The 14,175-nt window shown below is 61.7% G+C and carries 15 protein-coding genes and 1 pseudogene; 6 read left to right on the top strand and 10 right to left on the bottom strand.

The window, feature by feature from the left end:
• Positions 1-71: 71 nt before the first annotated feature.
• The gene (locus Q5H89_RS16340; RefSeq protein ID WP_305020414.1) at positions 72-1,376 is read right to left on the bottom strand and encodes a metal-dependent hydrolase family protein; all 1,305 of its coding nucleotides are present in this window, start codon (positions 1,374-1,376) and stop codon (positions 72-74) included.
• A 650-nt stretch (positions 1,377-2,026) separates the two neighbouring features.
• Here Q5H89_RS16340 and Q5H89_RS16335 point away from each other — a divergent pair.
• The 3 genes from Q5H89_RS16335 (at position 2,027) to Q5H89_RS16325 (ending at position 3,856) form a co-directional block, all read left to right on the top strand.
• The gene (locus tag Q5H89_RS16335) at positions 2,027-2,281 is read left to right on the top strand and encodes an acyl-CoA-binding protein (protein WP_305020413.1); all 255 of its coding nucleotides are present in this window, start codon (positions 2,027-2,029) and stop codon (positions 2,279-2,281) included.
• 98 nt (positions 2,282-2,379) lie between these two features.
• Positions 2,380-3,426 carry a hypothetical protein gene (locus Q5H89_RS16330; protein ID WP_305020412.1) on the top strand — a complete coding sequence of 349 codons (1,047 nt, stop codon included), beginning with the start codon at positions 2,380-2,382 and terminating at the stop codon, positions 3,424-3,426.
• Positions 3,427-3,487: 61 nt separating this feature from the next.
• Positions 3,488-3,856, top strand: coding sequence for a hypothetical protein (locus tag Q5H89_RS16325; RefSeq protein ID WP_305020411.1), 369 nt, complete (start codon positions 3,488-3,490; stop codon positions 3,854-3,856).
• 63 nt (positions 3,857-3,919) lie between these two features.
• On the opposite strand, the gene Q5H89_RS16320 is transcribed toward Q5H89_RS16325, so the two are convergent.
• Together Q5H89_RS16320 and Q5H89_RS16315 are read right to left on the bottom strand one after the other, a co-directional pair.
• Positions 3,920-4,150 (bottom strand): CDGSH iron-sulfur domain-containing protein, encoded by a 231-nt coding sequence (locus Q5H89_RS16320; protein WP_305020410.1) that lies wholly within the window; start codon positions 4,148-4,150, stop codon positions 3,920-3,922.
• 38 nt (positions 4,151-4,188) lie between these two features.
• The gene (locus Q5H89_RS16315; protein WP_305020409.1) at positions 4,189-4,713 is read right to left on the bottom strand and encodes a GNAT family N-acetyltransferase; all 525 of its coding nucleotides are present in this window, start codon (positions 4,711-4,713) and stop codon (positions 4,189-4,191) included.
• Positions 4,714-4,858: 145 nt separating this feature from the next.
• Here Q5H89_RS16315 and Q5H89_RS16310 point away from each other — a divergent pair, with 145 nt between their 5' ends.
• Positions 4,859-5,338 (top strand): hypothetical protein, encoded by a 480-nt coding sequence (locus Q5H89_RS16310; protein ID WP_305020408.1) that lies wholly within the window; start codon positions 4,859-4,861, stop codon positions 5,336-5,338.
• An 8-nt stretch (positions 5,339-5,346) separates the two neighbouring features.
• On the opposite strand, the gene Q5H89_RS16305 is transcribed toward Q5H89_RS16310, so the two are convergent.
• Positions 5,347-5,799: a hypothetical protein gene (locus Q5H89_RS16305; RefSeq protein WP_305020407.1), complete on the bottom strand. Its 453-nt coding sequence runs from the start codon at positions 5,797-5,799 to the stop codon at positions 5,347-5,349.
• A 77-nt stretch (positions 5,800-5,876) separates the two neighbouring features.
• Between Q5H89_RS16305 and Q5H89_RS16300 the strand changes: the two genes are divergently transcribed.
• On the top strand, positions 5,877-6,500 hold the full coding sequence (locus Q5H89_RS16300; protein ID WP_305020406.1) for a deoxynucleoside kinase: 624 nt from the start codon (positions 5,877-5,879) through the stop codon (positions 6,498-6,500).
• A gap of 71 nt (positions 6,501-6,571) precedes the next feature.
• On the opposite strand, the gene Q5H89_RS16295 is transcribed toward Q5H89_RS16300, so the two are convergent.
• From Q5H89_RS16295 to Q5H89_RS16270, 6 genes and pseudogenes are all read right to left on the bottom strand, one after another.
• The gene (locus tag Q5H89_RS16295; protein WP_305020405.1) at positions 6,572-7,057 is read right to left on the bottom strand and encodes a DUF2461 domain-containing protein; all 486 of its coding nucleotides are present in this window, start codon (positions 7,055-7,057) and stop codon (positions 6,572-6,574) included.
• A 777-nt stretch (positions 7,058-7,834) separates the two neighbouring features.
• Positions 7,835-8,926 (bottom strand): annotated as a pseudogene (locus Q5H89_RS16290) (aldo/keto reductase).
• Between the two features lie 24 nt (positions 8,927-8,950).
• Positions 8,951-9,241 carry a DUF3861 domain-containing protein gene (locus Q5H89_RS16285; RefSeq protein WP_305020404.1) on the bottom strand — a complete coding sequence of 97 codons (291 nt, stop codon included), beginning with the start codon at positions 9,239-9,241 and terminating at the stop codon, positions 8,951-8,953.
• A 21-nt stretch (positions 9,242-9,262) separates the two neighbouring features.
• Positions 9,263-10,081, bottom strand: coding sequence for an aldo/keto reductase (locus Q5H89_RS16280; RefSeq protein WP_449271983.1), 819 nt, complete (start codon positions 10,079-10,081; stop codon positions 9,263-9,265).
• 392 nt (positions 10,082-10,473) lie between these two features.
• Positions 10,474-11,022, bottom strand: a complete 549-nt coding sequence (locus Q5H89_RS16275) for a hypothetical protein (protein ID WP_305020403.1) — start codon at positions 11,020-11,022, stop codon at positions 10,474-10,476.
• 541 nt (positions 11,023-11,563) lie between these two features.
• Positions 11,564-12,241 carry a DUF2461 domain-containing protein gene (locus Q5H89_RS16270; protein WP_305020402.1) on the bottom strand — a complete coding sequence of 226 codons (678 nt, stop codon included), beginning with the start codon at positions 12,239-12,241 and terminating at the stop codon, positions 11,564-11,566.
• 335 nt (positions 12,242-12,576) lie between these two features.
• Between Q5H89_RS16270 and Q5H89_RS16265 the strand changes: the two genes are divergently transcribed.
• Positions 12,577-14,175: hypothetical protein (locus Q5H89_RS16265; protein WP_305020401.1), on the top strand; the 1,599-nt coding region annotated here is incomplete at its 3' end.

Here is a 14,175-nt window from a genome sequence, read left to right as displayed (position 1 = left end):
GTTGGATTTCTAACCCTAACGATGCGAGCAAGATGCTTCACTGCGTTCAGCATGACGACGGGTAGATTGGACTAGTTTCCCACGTACACCTTGCCTTCTTTCATCACAAACTGGGGCCTGGTGAGCGTCGAGACATCCTGCAAGGGGTTGCCCTCCACGGCCACGATATCGGCGAACTTGCCCACCTCCAGGGTGCCCAGGTTTTGCGGGTCGCCGAGCAGCTCGGCGGCGTTCACGGTGGCCGTGCGAATGGCGTCGGCGGCCGACATGCCGGCCTCGGTCATGTAGCCAAACTCCAGCGCGTTCTGGCCGTGGCGATATACGCCCGCATCGGTGCCAAACGCCACCCGCACGCCCTGCTTGATGGCCCGCCCGAAGGTGCCCTGCATCTGGGTGCCCACGTTGAGGGCCTTCACGGCAATAACGGGCGGAAAATAGCCCGGGTGCTTGCGCGTGGTATCGGCCACCGACTTGCCGGCGATGAGCGTGGGCACGTACCAGGTGCGGTTTTTGGCCATCAGCTGAATGGCCTCCGCGTCCATCAAGGAGCCGTGGTCGATGCTCGTAACGCCCGCCCGAATGGCCCGCTTGATGCCCTCGGCGCCGTGGGCGTGGCAGGCCACGGGCATGCCCAAATCGCGGGCGGCCTGCACAACGGCCCTTATTTCTTCCTCGCTGTACTGCGCGCCGGTGCCGTCCTTGCTCAGGTCGAGCACGCCGCCAGTGCTGGCTATTTTAATAAGGTCGGCCCCGCGCCGAAACTGCTCGCGCACGGCCTGGCGGCACTGCTCGGGGCCGTTGGCCACGCCCTCGGCCGGGCCGGGGTTTAGCTTTTCCATCATAAAATCGCTGAGGCCATCGGTGGGGTCCATGTGGCCGCCGGTGCTCGAAATGGCCACCCCCGCCGAGTAGATGCGCGGCCCCGGCACCAGCCCCTTGGCCACGGCCTTGCGCAGGGCCGTGTTCACGCCCGAGCCGCCGCAGTCGCGCACGGTGGTGAAGCCCGCCCGCAGCGTAGTGAGCGCGTTGGCCTCGGCGCGGTAGGCGATGTCGGCCGGGTTCAGGGTAAACTGCTCGGCAAACGAGCTTCGGCTCGGCACCGACTCCAGGTGCACGTGGCAGTCGATGAGGCCGGGCAGCACCGTGCGGTTTTCGAGGTTGATTACCTGGTCCTGGGGGCCGCTGGCGGCGGTGTAGCCGGCTTGCACGGCCACAATGCGGTCCTTATCAACCACAATGGTTTGCTGGGCTAGCAGGCGCCCGGCGCGCACATCGAGCAGTTGGCCGCAGTGCAGGTAGGTTTTTTGGGCAAGGGCGCCGTGGCTGGCGAGGCCTAGCAGGGCGAGGGCCAGCAGCGAGCGGGTAGGAGTGGGCATAGGGCTGAGTGCGAGAAGAAAACGGGATGGTGAATGAGCCCGCAAGCTACGCGCCGCCCGGCTAGCCCGATGCGCCCGGCGCCAGCCCTTGGGCACTGTAACCTGGCGCTACTCCAGCACCTCACCCAGCGCCTGGTAACTGATAGATAAACGCCACGGCCTGCTGGCGCAGCGGGTTGCTGTCGTGCGCGGCCAGCTGCACGCGGTGCTCGTGGGCCAAGCCATTGGGCAGAATGGCGGCGAACCCGTGCCCACCGGCTTTTCGGGCGTGGCCGGGGCGCCGGGGCCGCACAGGCCCGTCACGGCCACGCACCCATCGGCCTGGGGCAGGTGCTTGCGCCAGCTCGTTGGTGGTTTGCGGCTTCTGGCTAGGGCCCGGGTGAGCTTATGGTGCAGAAAAAGCTTGACGTAGGGCCTCGCTATCGAGGGCGGGAGAAGGGCACTTCATCACAAATACAGACTACTTTGCGACGCCTGACGCAGGGTAGCTCCTTGCGTGTGGGGGCCGGGGCTAGTAAGCTAAGCCACGAGCCGCTGGTGGCGGCGTGGCCTACCGCTTCGAAGAACTAAAAAAATGAATGTAGCAAACTGGCCGCCCGGCGCTACGTTTGCAGTCCAACTATTTCTTTCTACCCTTCTACTCTTCTGCCATGACGACCCAGCAAGACTTTGAGGCTGCCGCCCAGCGCGCCCAGCAGCTACCCGTTAAGCCCAGCAACACGGTGCTGCTCCAGCTCTACGCCCTCTACAAGCAGGCCACCGACGGCGATGCCACCGGCCCGCGCCCGGGTGGCTTCGATTTCAAGGCCATCGCCAAGTACGACGCCTGGCACCAGCTGGCCGGCCTCAGCAAAGACGCCGCCCGCCAGCAATACGTGGAGTTGGTGAGCGAGTTGGCGGGGTAAACACTGGGGGAATGGCTGAATGAGTAAAGGGGTGGATAAATGCCGCTTACCTGGTTCATTCGCCCAGGTACTCACTCACCCATTCACTCATTGCCACCGTGGATATTTCCCGCAAAAAGCACAGCTACCCGCTCACGCCGGCCCTGCGCCAGTACCTGCGCGATTACGACCGCGAGGCGCCGCTGCCGGTGAGCTACGCCGATTTGCTGCGCTTCAGCAATTCGTTTGCCCTGCTCGACCGGGCGGGCAAGGATACGCTCTGGCAAACCGTGTTTTACGAGCCTAGCGCCCTTGTGGAGCTAAGCCAGGGCCTGGTGCAGGTGTATGCGCTGCTGAAAACGGCCGGCGACCTCTCGTTCAGCCCCGACCTGCTGGCCGACCGCATCGACTACTGCCGCTTTGGCAACTCGCACCCGTTTCGGGTGCGCATCCTCAACCAACTAAATGACAACTACGACTATTTCTACGTGAAGCAGGCCGATGCTTCGCGCATCTACGGCCTGGAGCTGGAGCATTTGCTCTCGCCCAACTCGATGAACTACTTGGTAGACAGCGGCCACACGCTCATCGAGGAGCACATTGCCGGCATACCGGGCGATGACTTTATCCGGCTGCGCCTCAACCAGCCACACCTCAACCAGGTGCGTATTGCCAAGGAGTTTGTGAAGTTTAATGAGCGCTGCTTCGCTAGGCTGCTGGGCGATATGCGGGCCTACAACTACGTCATCGATGTGACGCCCGACTTTGAGGACGAGCAGTACCGGGTGCGCGCCATCGACTTCGACCAGCAGAGCTACGAGGGCCGCCGCGCCATGTACGTGCCCCAGTTTTTCAAGGATAACGGCCCCGTGGTGGAGCTGTGCGCCCGCCTGCTCAAGCCCAGCACCCTGCGCCAGTACCAGGCCGAGGAGCGCACCCTGATGGCCCGCCGCGCCCGCGCCGAGCGCCATCGCCTCAAGGCTCTGCTCGATGTGATGCGCCGCCAGGAGCTAGCCCCGCCCGAGAAGGTGGAGGAGTTGAAAAGCGCCCTCAACCGCTACCACCGCACCCAAAAGTTTGCCGCCTGCGACTCGATGGGCGACGTGGTGCGCCTGAACCTGTGGCTGATGCTGGGCCCCCGCACCCTGGCTACTGTAATGCCCTAATGCCGGCGGCGATACACCGCTGCGGCACGCACATTTACTAACTGCGGCTACTCTTTCTACTATGGTCAAGATTGAGCAACAAGACGATACGGTAGTATTTGTCGTGGAGGGCTGGCACAAGCTCTGGGCGCTGCGCAGTGAGTTGCGGATTCCGCAGGTCCATATTAAAGGAGCGCGGCGCGACGCCTGGGCCTCGCACGCCAGGGGCTTGCGCATGCCCGGTACCCACATACCCGGCTTTTTGAAGGCCGGCACGTTTTACTTGGATGGCTTCTTCGACCACAAGCCTTCCTTTATAGATGTGCAGCACGACGAAAATACCATTGTGGTAGACCTGGCCGATGAGCAGTTCAATCGCCTCATTATCGAAGTAGAAGACCCCGATGAGGCCGTGACGTTGCTTAACGGGCTAGCTGCCGAGCCGGTGTAATGCAAAACGCGCAGCCGCCCGGCTAGGGTGGCTGCGCGTAGAGAAAGGCGCCGGCGTGGGTTATTACACCACCGGCTTGGGCGCGGGCAGGTCAAACGCCGTGGCGTCGTGGTCGAAGCGGCCCTTGTGCGAGCCGTCGCAGAAGGGCTTTTGCGCGCTCAGCCCGCAGCGGCAAATGCTGATGCGCTCGCGGCCGCCCAGCCCGTAGGCATTGCCCTGGGCATCAACGAGTTGAATATCTTCGCCTTCCACGCGCAGCGAGCCGTTGGAGAGAACAGTGAGTTTAGTAGCCATTTTCGAAAGGGAAAAAAAGTAAAGTAGGGTAGCGGGGGTTACAGCTCCTTGCGCAGCACGTAATCGTTCATCCAGTACGGGCCGATGGGAATGTCCTCCTCGCGGTGCTGGGCAAAGCCCTGGCGCTCGTAGAAGGCTAGCGCGGGGTTGTGGCGGTTCACATTCAGCTCCAGCGCTTTGCCATCGGCGGCGCGCACGGCATTTACCACGGCTTCGACTAAGTTTTGGCCCAGGCCCTGGCCCTGGTGCGAGGGCAGCACGTAGATTTTATTGAGGTGGTACACGCCCTCGGGCTTCTCCGAGTAGGAGGCAAAGCCGCTGGGGTGCCCATCCACGTAAGCCAGTAAAAACTGGTGGTGCTGCTCGCGCATCTGGCGGCGCAGCGAGGCCGGCGTGTAGATGACGCGGTACATGTAGTCAATCTGCTCCTTCGAGATGATAAACCGATAGGTAGGCTCCCAGGTAGCCTCAGCCAGCCCAATGATGGTGGGAATATCCTGCTCGGTGGCGGGCTGAATGCGCAGGGGCAGGGCCGGCTGCGCCGGGTCGGAAGGGGTAGGCATAAACAACGATGAAGCGGGCGAAGGTCGGCCAAAAAACCGACTTGTGAGCTACCCAGGCATACGCAAAGCCGGCGCCGGCCGTTAAGCAGGCGTGTTTGGCCCGCATTTGGCAAGGCAGTTCTTGCTTCACCTACGTATTATTTCTATGACCAAGCCTGTTTTTTTTGCCCGCTACACCGGCGCTGCCCTGCTGCTGGCCGCCCTGCCGCTAGCCGCCGCCGCCCAAACTACTGCCCAGGATAGCCTGCTGCGCCGGGGCGACCTGCTGGGCGGCCGCCCCCACGCCTCGGTGCCCCGCACGGCCGCCCCGGCCCGCCGCCTGGTAGCCACCGCCGACCCGGGCCTGGCCAGGTACATGCACGAAAGCATTGACGTAAACCGCCTGCCGGCCAACCAGCTGCTAGGGGTATACGAGCGCTTTCTGGAGGCCACGCGCGCCCAGCGCCGCCAGTGGAGCACCCAGGACTGGGACGAGGCCAGCGCCGCCCTCACCCGCCTCAACACCCGCTACGAGGCCGTGCGCCAGGAGCTGCCCCTCGATGACCGCCTGACAGTGCGTACCTACCAGGGCGAGTTTCGCACCCTGCAGGGTGCCCGCCGCGTGAAAGACCGGGTGAACGAGTAGGGCCAGGGCTAGCGCTGCACGAGCCAGCGCCAGGCGGGCTCCAGGTTGCGAAACGAGGCGGTGCGCATGGTTTGCCGCAGAGCCGTCACAAATTCCTGGCTGCCTTGGTAGTTTACCGCGTGGCTGCCGTGGCTTTTGGCCAGCACGTGGGCTAGCACGCGCACGCCACGCTCAGTTACCTCGGGCAGCCACTCGTATTGTAGCCAGGGCAGGGCTTCGGCCCATTCGCCCGTCACTTGCGAGTGGTTGCTGAGCAGGCGGCGCGGCAGCGGCTGGCCCGCAAACAGCGCCAGGCCCGCCCGGGCGCCCTGCACCAGGGCATCGGAGGTGAGGTGGCCGTGCCAGCGCACGTGCAGCAAATCGAGGGTCGGAAAGTGGTCGAAATCGGCTAGCAAAGCCCCGTGCACGTCGAACAGCCTAAGCAGGCGCGTAGCCAGCGCAGAGGAGAAGCGTGAAGTCATAGCGGAAGGGGAGAGAGTAGGGCACTGCAGCGCTTACCTTTGGCGTCCTCAATTCGTCCGCCTACAGTATTTATCGCATGCACATTGCTATCGTTGGCAATATCGGAGCCGGCAAAACGACCCTCGCCCACAAATTGGCCCAGCATTTTCGCTGGGAAGTTTTTCTGGAAGAAGTGGACGATAATCCGTATTTGAAGGACTTTTACGCAGACATGCCGCGCTGGGCCTTCCATTTGCAGGTTTATTTTCTGAACGGCCGCTTTCGCCAAACGCGCCGCATCAAAGAGTTGGTGAGCGAAGGTAAGAGTGTCATTCAAGACCGCACAATTTACGAAGACGCGCACATCTTTGCCGCCAACCTGCACCAATCGGGGCTGCTGGCCGAGCGCGATTATAACAACTACTACGCCCTGTTTGAGAGCATGATAAGCCTGGTAGACCCGCCCGACCTGCTGCTTTACCTGCGTGCCGACCTGCCCAAGCTCATCGGCCAGATTGAGAAGCGCGGCCGCAACTACGAAAACTCCATCAGCATCGAGTACCTGCGCAACCTCAACGAGCACTACGACCAGTGGATTGCCGAGTACAAGCAGGGCAAGCTGCTCATTATCGACGTAAACGAGCTTGACTACGTGCGCAATCCCGAAGACCTGGGCTCCATCATCGAGCGCATCGACAACAAGCTGTTTGGCTTGTTTTAGGGCCTAGCAGGTAGTGTAAAAAAGCCCGTTGGGGTGCGGCAGCACGCACCCCAACGGGCTTTTTTATGCGGTTATTCGGCCAGCGCCCGGTTCAGGAATGCTACCCACGGCTGGGCGGCCACCAGGCGGGCCACGGCCTGGTCGATAAAATCGGGGGCTAGCACGTCGGCATCCGAGAAATAGCTGTTCAGGCCAAAGCTTTTCAGCTTTAGAAAAGGCAGGCCGGGGTCGGTGGCCTCGTAGCCGCGCGGCGGGCGCGTAAGCTGCGGCGCGCTCAGGTCCAGGCCACCGGGAAAATGCTGCAGAATTTCCGGCGCCTCGATGACGCGGTGAAAGCCCGCGCTATCGTAGTGAATTTCCTGCCGGATGGCGGCCAGCTCGGGCGGCGTGGGCGTGAAGCGGCCGGCCCGCACCCACGAACCGCCACCTGGCATCAGGGCCAGAAAGTAGCCGGCGCGCAGCGCGTGCCGCCCGCCGGGCACCAGGCCCGCGCCCAGGCGGCGCTTGTAGGGCTCGGGGTCGGTTTGGCTGCGGTCATTTTTATGCAGCCGAAACATGAATATAAGCCCGTGTATTCAAGTAGTATGCTGATAATAAGTAAATTGTGTTTTGTTGGTTTGCTTGGAATCTGATAAGGTATCCTATAATTAGAGGTTACAGGATACATGTGGGTGCAATTGGGATACAGTTAACTCAATCTGCGGCACACTGCTTTAGGCGCCTGAACAAGACCGCGCCCTAGTTGAGGTGGTCCGATTACGCTGGATAGTTTAGGGCGTTAAGTTGAAAAGCTATTGATGAGTGTGCTACGGTACTTGATAGCCGATGCTGCAGTGCAGGCGCTCGTGATTATACTAGTCAAATAGTTGGCGACGCTGGCCTACACATCGGCCAAGTCGGCAAATACGAGCCGCTCGTGGACTTCGAGTACCTCCTTTTCGAGGCGCGCCCACAGGCTCTCAGCTTGTGCATTGTTGCAGCAGTCGCCACGGTGGCTCTGCGAGCCCAGCGCTTTGTGGTCATGGAGCAGTTTGCGATAGGCGTTGCTGCAGTATTGCCTGCCGCGGTTGGAGTGGACGAGTAAGCCTGGGGTAGGCGACTGGGCTCGAAAAGCGCGTTGCAAAGCAGTAGTAATCAGTTCCTCCGGCATAGTGGCCATTAAGTGTTAACTCACCATCTGCTTGTTAGCTATACCCACTAGCCACTTGCGAGAAGCGGGTTGGTTTGGATTAACCCGAAAAGGGAGGTAACCCAAATTTATCGGGCTACCTCCCTTTTACGTGGTGCTGGGGTTTGCTAGGATTGTGGCTGCCTGCCTGCTCCCGTCGAAGCAGTTAGTACCGGTCCTGGTCAGAATTGGGAGTCATCGGATATTTGAAGGGCGTGACCCCATTCACCGAAATCCCCCCGTGCTGAAAGCTGCTGGTTAGGCGCTGCTGCATGGTCGTGAACATGGGCGGGGGCGTCGAGAGCGCGTCCAGGGACGCGAGTTCTTCGGCCGAGAGTCGCACGTCCAGGGCCGCGACGTTGGCCTCCAACTGGTCGAGCCGGCGGGCGCCGATGATGGTCGAAGTCACCCCCGGCCGGCTCGCCACCCAGGCCAGGGCAATGGCGGCAGAAGTTGTTTGGTGCGCGTCGGCTAGCTTAGCCAGGCGGTCGAGGATGGTATAGGCCCGCTCATCGAGCAGCGACACCGTGCCCATCAGCTCGCCGCGGCTGCCGCCGACCTGCCCGGCGTTGGTGCGGGTAAATTTGCCCGACAACAGCCCCGACTTGAGCGGCGACCAGGGCGTGACCCCGATACCCAGCGCCTGGGCCATGGGCAGCAGCTCGTCTTCTACCGTGCGCTCCAGCAGCGAGTATTCAATCTGCAGGCCCACGAACGGGGTCCAGTCCTTTAGCTGGGCCAGGGTATGGGCTTGTGCCACCTGCCAAGCCGGCGTGTCAGAAACGCCGATGTAGCGCACCTTGCCGCTGCTGACCAGGTGGTTGAGCGCCTTCATGGTTTCCTCCACCGGCGTGTTCCAGTCCTAGTGGTGAATCCAGTACAGGTCGATGTAATCGGTTTGCAGCCGGCGCAGCGACTGCTCGCACTGCTGAATAAGCGCCTTGGTGCCGTTGCCGCCGCCGTTGGGGTCGCCCGGGTAGAGGTTGTTGGCAAACTTGGTCCCGATGACCATGCGGTCGCGTTTGGACGATTCACGGCCCAGCGCGTCGCCGATAATCTTCTCGGAATGCCCGTTATTGTAGGCGTTGGACGTGTCCAGAAAATTGCCGCCCAGCTCCCAATACCGGGCCAAAATGGCCTCGGCTTCCTGTGGCGAAGAGCCCATGCCCCAGTCCTCGCCGAAGGTCATGGCGCCCAGGCACAGTGGGCTTACCCGTAGGCCGGACCGGCCCAGGGTTACATACGAATTCAGGGACATCTGTACTAGGTTGAAAATGAGGTGTTAACTCGCCTTAAGCTTCTTCATAAACGGGCCGAACGCCTGCACCACCTCCGTAAAAAGCGGGTCGGTACGGTGCCGGAGCATGACCTCGCTGAAGAGCTTTAGGCCCACGGCAAACTGCGCGGCCTCGTCCGGGTCGCTGAACAGCGGCTTGGCCTGCATCAGCCGCACAATGTGTAGTACATCATCGTGGTTGCTGAAGTCAAATTCGAGCGAAGCCGGCTCACCGGCACCCGTTTTGGTGCTTAGCTGGTCGAGCCGCAGGTGGTAGCGATGCGCCTTCTTTTCCATTGGGGGAAGCTGCCAGCAGCGCTAGGCGTGAATCTTCATCTCGCCAATCCACTTCACCATGTTGGGGTCGCGGCCGTCGAAGAAAACGCTGGCTTTCGTGTCAAGCGTGGCGATGGCCTGCAAGTCTTCTGGGCTCACCTCAAAGTCGAAAATGGCGAAGTTCTCAGCCATGCGCTCGGGCCGTACCGACTTGGGGATGGCTACTACCCCGCGCTGGGTGAGCCAGCGCAGAATCACCTGGGCTACCGTTTTCTGATATTTGCGGGCGATGCCCTGCAGCAGCTCGTTGGTGAATATGTCATTCTTACCCTCGGCAAAGGGCCCCCAGGCCTCAATCTGCACGCCGTTATCGACCATGAATTGCTGCTCGGCCACCTGCTGGTGGAAGGGGTGGGTTTCCACTTGATTCACGGCCGGCTTTACCTCGTGCTGCACGAGGAAGTCCATCAGCCGGTCGGGGGAGAAGTTGCTGACGCCAATGGCTTTGATGCGGCCGGCCTTGTAAAGCTCTTCCATGGCGCGCCAGGCGCCGTGCACGTCGCCGAATGGCTGATGAATGAGGTAGAGGTCGAGGTAGTCGAGGCCCAGCTTTTGTAGCGACGTCTCAAACGCTTGCTTGGCGCCTTCGTAGCTGGCGTCCTGCACCCAAAGCTTGGTCGTGATAAACAGCTCCGCGCGCGGCACGCCGCTACGCTGGATGGCCTTGCCGACGGCCTCTTCGTTCATGTAGGAAGCGGCCGTGTCAATCAGCCGGTAGCCAGCCTTGATAGCTGCCACCACGCTGTTCTCGCACTCGGCGGGGTCGGGCACCTGAAACACGCCGAAGCCTAAAACGGGCATCTTTACCCCATTATTTAACTCAACTTTCTGCATCGTTTTCGTATGTAACACAATGATTTAGAAGGTAGCCGACTAGGTCGGATGAGTACGCTTACGCTTCTGCATTCGGCCTGGATGCAATGGCGAAAGCGGTTGCCTAGTTGGCTTTAAAAGCACTTTACAGGCTGTCACAATCGCCGCTCATTTACCTTACAAAGGTCTGGCAGCACTGCTAGGCCAGAAAAAAGGAATCAAACGAATTAGTATAAAATTCAAACAGATTTCACCGTTCACTTAAGCAGCAGGAGCCTTGACCAGCATGCAGGGCTGTACTCAAAAAGCTGCTACCAGCTAGCTTTTTAGTCAACTAACAGGAAAGAGCTGTGGAGTAGGATACCTACTACGCAAATAACTCACCCCTGGCGCCGGCGGCTTCCCCAGCCTAACCTAGGCGTGCTTCCGGTTTCCGGCTGCTGGCAGTAATACCGAAAGCGGTATTTTACGGCTGGCTGACATAGCCGCGTGGCTTCGTGCAGGACCAGGTTGAGGTAGCTACGAAGCAGCTCGTCCTTAAAGCGGTACGCGGATTGTTGCTCCGCCAGCATCTTCTCGAAGAGTCCCACCAGATACGTCGCCTGTTCGTTGCCCAGCAAAAGGGTACGGGTATACTTGCCGGTGAGCACCGCCCACGGCGGCACCGCTCCCACCAGACTTCCTTCCTGCACGAATTCACTCGTAAACAAACAGCCGTAGCCTGCCTGATAAATCGCTGCGGAGGCTACGTTTTCTGCCTCGCTTGGAGTACCGATAAATAAGTACGTACCGTCCCGCTCCACTGCCTGGTCAGCGCACTGCCACCGCCGTGCGCCGGTCAGTAAGTACATGGTATACAAGTCGCGGCGACCGGACGCCGCCGGCGGATTGTGTGTAGCATCCAGCTGATAAACCTTAAATCCTTTCATAGGTAAGTCGGCGGTGGCTAACCTGTCTTTGGCAGCTTAAGCAAGCACTTGGCGAACAGGTACTGGTCGGCTTCCAACGGTGGCCCCGGCCCCCTCGGCCGTTGATTGGCAAGAGCACGTACTTCAAAGCAGGTTAGGCTTAAGAAAGACAAAGGTCTGTCCGGTTGGCAGGAGCAACTAATAAGAATCAAACGAATGAGTTTACGATTCAAATAGTTGAGGCTGCGTGGCCGGTCCTGACTAGCAGGTAACGCTTCTATTGCCCTGCGGAACGACAATAAGGCGTTGCCTGGTAGCAGGCACTTAGCTAAGTCGGCTTGCACCGGAAACGGACAGTCCATTCCACTTGCCAAGCCTGTCCTTGCGTGACCGGACACGACAGGTTGAGGTGGTCTAGGAAAGGCGGACAGAAGAAATATACGTCCTTCTTCTGTCCGCCTTTCTTAGACCACCTCAACAATGCGTTGTAGGCATAACGATGAAGGTGCTAGGTGGTAAATAGAAGCCCCGCTGCGCGCATTGATAGCCCTTACTTAGCGGCTTACTTGCCGTCGCCAAGCGCCTCGTTGAGGAACTGCACCCAGGGCCGGGCGGCGGCAATGCGAGCCACCACGCGACCCACAAAATCGGGCGCCAGTACCTCCGTGTCGCTGAAGTAACTATTCACACCGAAGCTCTTAAGTTTCAGCCACGGCAAGTCGGGGTCGTCGGCGGTGTAGCCGCGGGGCGGGCGCGTCAGTTGCTCCACGCTCATGTCTAGCCCGGCAGGAAAGTGTTGGAGCAACTCGGGTGCCGCCAATTGACGGTGAAACTCGGCGCTACTGTAATGGATTTCCTGCCGGATGGCTGCCAGCTCGGGCGGGGTAGGGGTGAAGCGTCCGGCTCGCAGCCACGAGCCGCCGCCCGGCATCAGGGCCAAGAAGTAGCCGGCCCGCTGCGCGTGCCGCCCGCCCGGCACCAGCCCCGAGCCAAAGCGCCGCTTGTAGGGTTCGGGGTCGGTTTGGCTGCGGTCGTTTTTATGCAGCCGGAACATCACTTGCGTGGGCGTGAGGTCGGCCAGCTCGGGCGCAACCGGCGTGGCCTGGTGCAGCACTTCGGTCACCAAGGCGGCAAAGGTGTCGCGGGCGCGCAGGTAGTCGGCGCGGTGCGCCTGCATCCAGGCCGCGTTGTTATTCGCCGCCAGGCGGCGCAAAAAGTACAGTACGAAAGCAAGGTCCATGGCGACACCTAACGCAGCCGACGCCCACAGGTTTAGCCAGGTATTGCGGCGGCGCTGCCCACCAGCGGCGGCATTGGCAGCAGGCGTGCCGCCCCGAAAAGCTAGGTGTATACTATAAAAATACTGGCATAATTGGCTTCGAGTACTTGCTAGAATTCAGTGCTAGCACGGTTGCATAGCTTGCAGTGAGGCTGTTTCTTGCTGCCTCATTTCACTACTGCTATATGAGGTGGGGCTGGCTGGCATTGCTTACGGGAGGTAGTATGCTGGCCAGTCGGGCTGGAGTAGCGCAGGCGCCCGGGGCGGGTAGCCAAACCAGTACAGCGCAAGTGCTTATGAGCCGCCTTATTGCGTTCTGGCAGCAGGGGCACGCAGTAGACTGGGCCACCGTGCAGCAAGTAAACGGCCGCCTGTTTTTTGTGGGCAAGCAGCTGCCCGACTCGCTGCCCGCCTCGCTAGGCCCTCCCTATCAGGTGTATCAGCTAGGGCCGGCCGCCCGGCAGGCGGAGCCGGTGCGCGTTGGGCGGGTTTTGCGGGAGTACACGGATGTGCGGCTGGGCGGGGCCGGCGCCGCCGATACCTGCCGCCGCGTGCTGCAGTTTGGCCGGCTGTGGTGCAACTGCCCGCCGGCCCCGGACACTGTTCTGCGTCCGGCCAGCGACTATGGAGTACTGCCGATATTTGACGAGTATGGCCTGGCCGCCGTCGATTCGGTGGGCCGCCGCCTCTACTGGGTAGGCGGGGCCCGGCCCTGGCGGCGGCCCAGCGCCGCGCTCCCGGCCGGCACCAGGATAACCCAGCTGAATAAAGTAAACCGGGCGGGGTTAACGGCGCTGTGGGTAAGCAAAGCCGACCCGGCCGCGGGCGACAGCGCCCAGTGGGTATACGATGCCCTGGCCGGCCAGTTCGTGAGCCCGGCGCCCAGCCAGCAGGTGGTATTTCTGCGCCCCGAGGTGCTGAAGCTGCAAGCTGTGCCCAACGGCAGCTGGCAGTTTATGCGTCTCGACCCGGCTACGCGCACCCTGCGGCCGCTGCCGGGCCCCGCCAGCTTTCGCGCAGTTGAGGCGCTGGACGCGGCAAGCGGCCCGGCGGCCGGCGCCTGGCGCTACGCGGCAATTGACACCGACAGCACCCTGTACTGGTACAAGGCAACGCCAGACGGCCCGGACACCCTGATGCTGAGAAACCAACGCATACTGGCGCATCGGTGGCTGCCGGGCGGCCAGCGGGCGCTGGTGCGCACCCCGGCCGGCTGGCGGGTATGCGAGCCAGGCAGCACCCAGCCCAAGGCCGATACTAGGGCCAAGCTCGTGCCCAAGCCCGATGCCAAAGCCAGGCTCCGGCTGGCGCCCGGCGCTTTCAGCGCCTGGCAGCTGTGGCCGCTCACTGGCAGGTGGGTGCTGTGCAGGCAAGACAGTGGCAGCACCTTGTTGACTATTCGCGACCTGCAAGAAAAGCAGTGGCAGCCAACAGCCATTGCGGCCTCGGCCGACTCGCTGCTGATTGCCAGCAACGCGCGCGGCGACACGGTGCGCGTGTGCTGGCGCGAGCCGGCGGGCCAGGCGGGCCAGCTGTACTTCCAGTTTTTTCGCTGCCTGCCCGAGTCCTGCACGGCAATTGGCGCCCGGCACCCTGCCCGGCAGCTGTTTCCTTTCCGCAGTGTGCTGATTACCTATGGCGAGGAGGGCCAGCCGGCCGAAACCGATAGCGCGCGGCTATGGCGCTGGGCCGTGCCCTACCGGAAGGGGCGGGCCTATGCCCTCGAAGCCACCCGCCCGGTGGAGCTGCCCGCCGACGCGGGCACTTACTACTGGCCCGGCCGTCGCCCGCAGGGCAAAAAGGCACTGGCCCGCCTGCTGGAACTCGATAGGATGGACCGGCTGCGCGAATACACCCAGCCCGCCCCGCCGGCGCCGCCGGGCGTACTTTTGCGG

The sequence above is a fragment of the Hymenobacter cheonanensis genome (assembly GCF_030581075.1).
Taxonomy (GTDB): domain Bacteria; phylum Bacteroidota; class Bacteroidia; order Cytophagales; family Hymenobacteraceae; genus Hymenobacter.
This window is presented reverse-complemented; position numbering and strand designations above follow the sequence as displayed.

What these genes read in the sequence shown, in the direction of transcription:
- Q5H89_RS16340 (WP_305020414.1), bottom strand. Translation starts at nt 1,376, where the DNA reads ATGCCCACTCCTACCCGCTCGCTGCTGGCCCTCGCCCTGCTAGGCCTC.
- Q5H89_RS16335 (WP_305020413.1), top strand. Translation starts at nt 2,027, where the DNA reads ATGACGACCCAGCAAGACTTTGAGGCTGCCGCCCAGCGCGCCCAGCAG.
- Q5H89_RS16325 (WP_305020411.1), top strand. Translation starts at nt 3,488, where the DNA reads ATGGTCAAGATTGAGCAACAAGACGATACGGTAGTATTTGTCGTGGAG.
- Q5H89_RS16320 (WP_305020410.1), bottom strand. Translation starts at nt 4,150, where the DNA reads ATGGCTACTAAACTCACTGTTCTCTCCAACGGCTCGCTGCGCGTGGAA.
- Q5H89_RS16315 (WP_305020409.1), bottom strand. Translation starts at nt 4,713, where the DNA reads ATGCCTACCCCTTCCGACCCGGCGCAGCCGGCCCTGCCCCTGCGCATT.
- Q5H89_RS16310 (WP_305020408.1), top strand. Translation starts at nt 4,859, where the DNA reads ATGACCAAGCCTGTTTTTTTTGCCCGCTACACCGGCGCTGCCCTGCTG.
- Q5H89_RS16305 (WP_305020407.1), bottom strand. Translation starts at nt 5,799, where the DNA reads ATGACTTCACGCTTCTCCTCTGCGCTGGCTACGCGCCTGCTTAGGCTG.
- Q5H89_RS16300 (WP_305020406.1), top strand. Translation starts at nt 5,877, where the DNA reads ATGCACATTGCTATCGTTGGCAATATCGGAGCCGGCAAAACGACCCTC.
- Q5H89_RS16295 (WP_305020405.1), bottom strand. Translation starts at nt 7,057, where the DNA reads ATGTTTCGGCTGCATAAAAATGACCGCAGCCAAACCGACCCCGAGCCC.
- Q5H89_RS16285 (WP_305020404.1), bottom strand. Translation starts at nt 9,241, where the DNA reads ATGGAAAAGAAGGCGCATCGCTACCACCTGCGGCTCGACCAGCTAAGC.
- Q5H89_RS16280 (WP_449271983.1), bottom strand. Translation starts at nt 10,081, where the DNA reads ATGCCCGTTTTAGGCTTCGGCGTGTTTCAGGTGCCCGACCCCGCCGAG.
- Q5H89_RS16275 (WP_305020403.1), bottom strand. Translation starts at nt 11,022, where the DNA reads ATGAAAGGATTTAAGGTTTATCAGCTGGATGCTACACACAATCCGCCG.
- Q5H89_RS16270 (WP_305020402.1), bottom strand. Translation starts at nt 12,241, where the DNA reads ATGGACCTTGCTTTCGTACTGTACTTTTTGCGCCGCCTGGCGGCGAAT.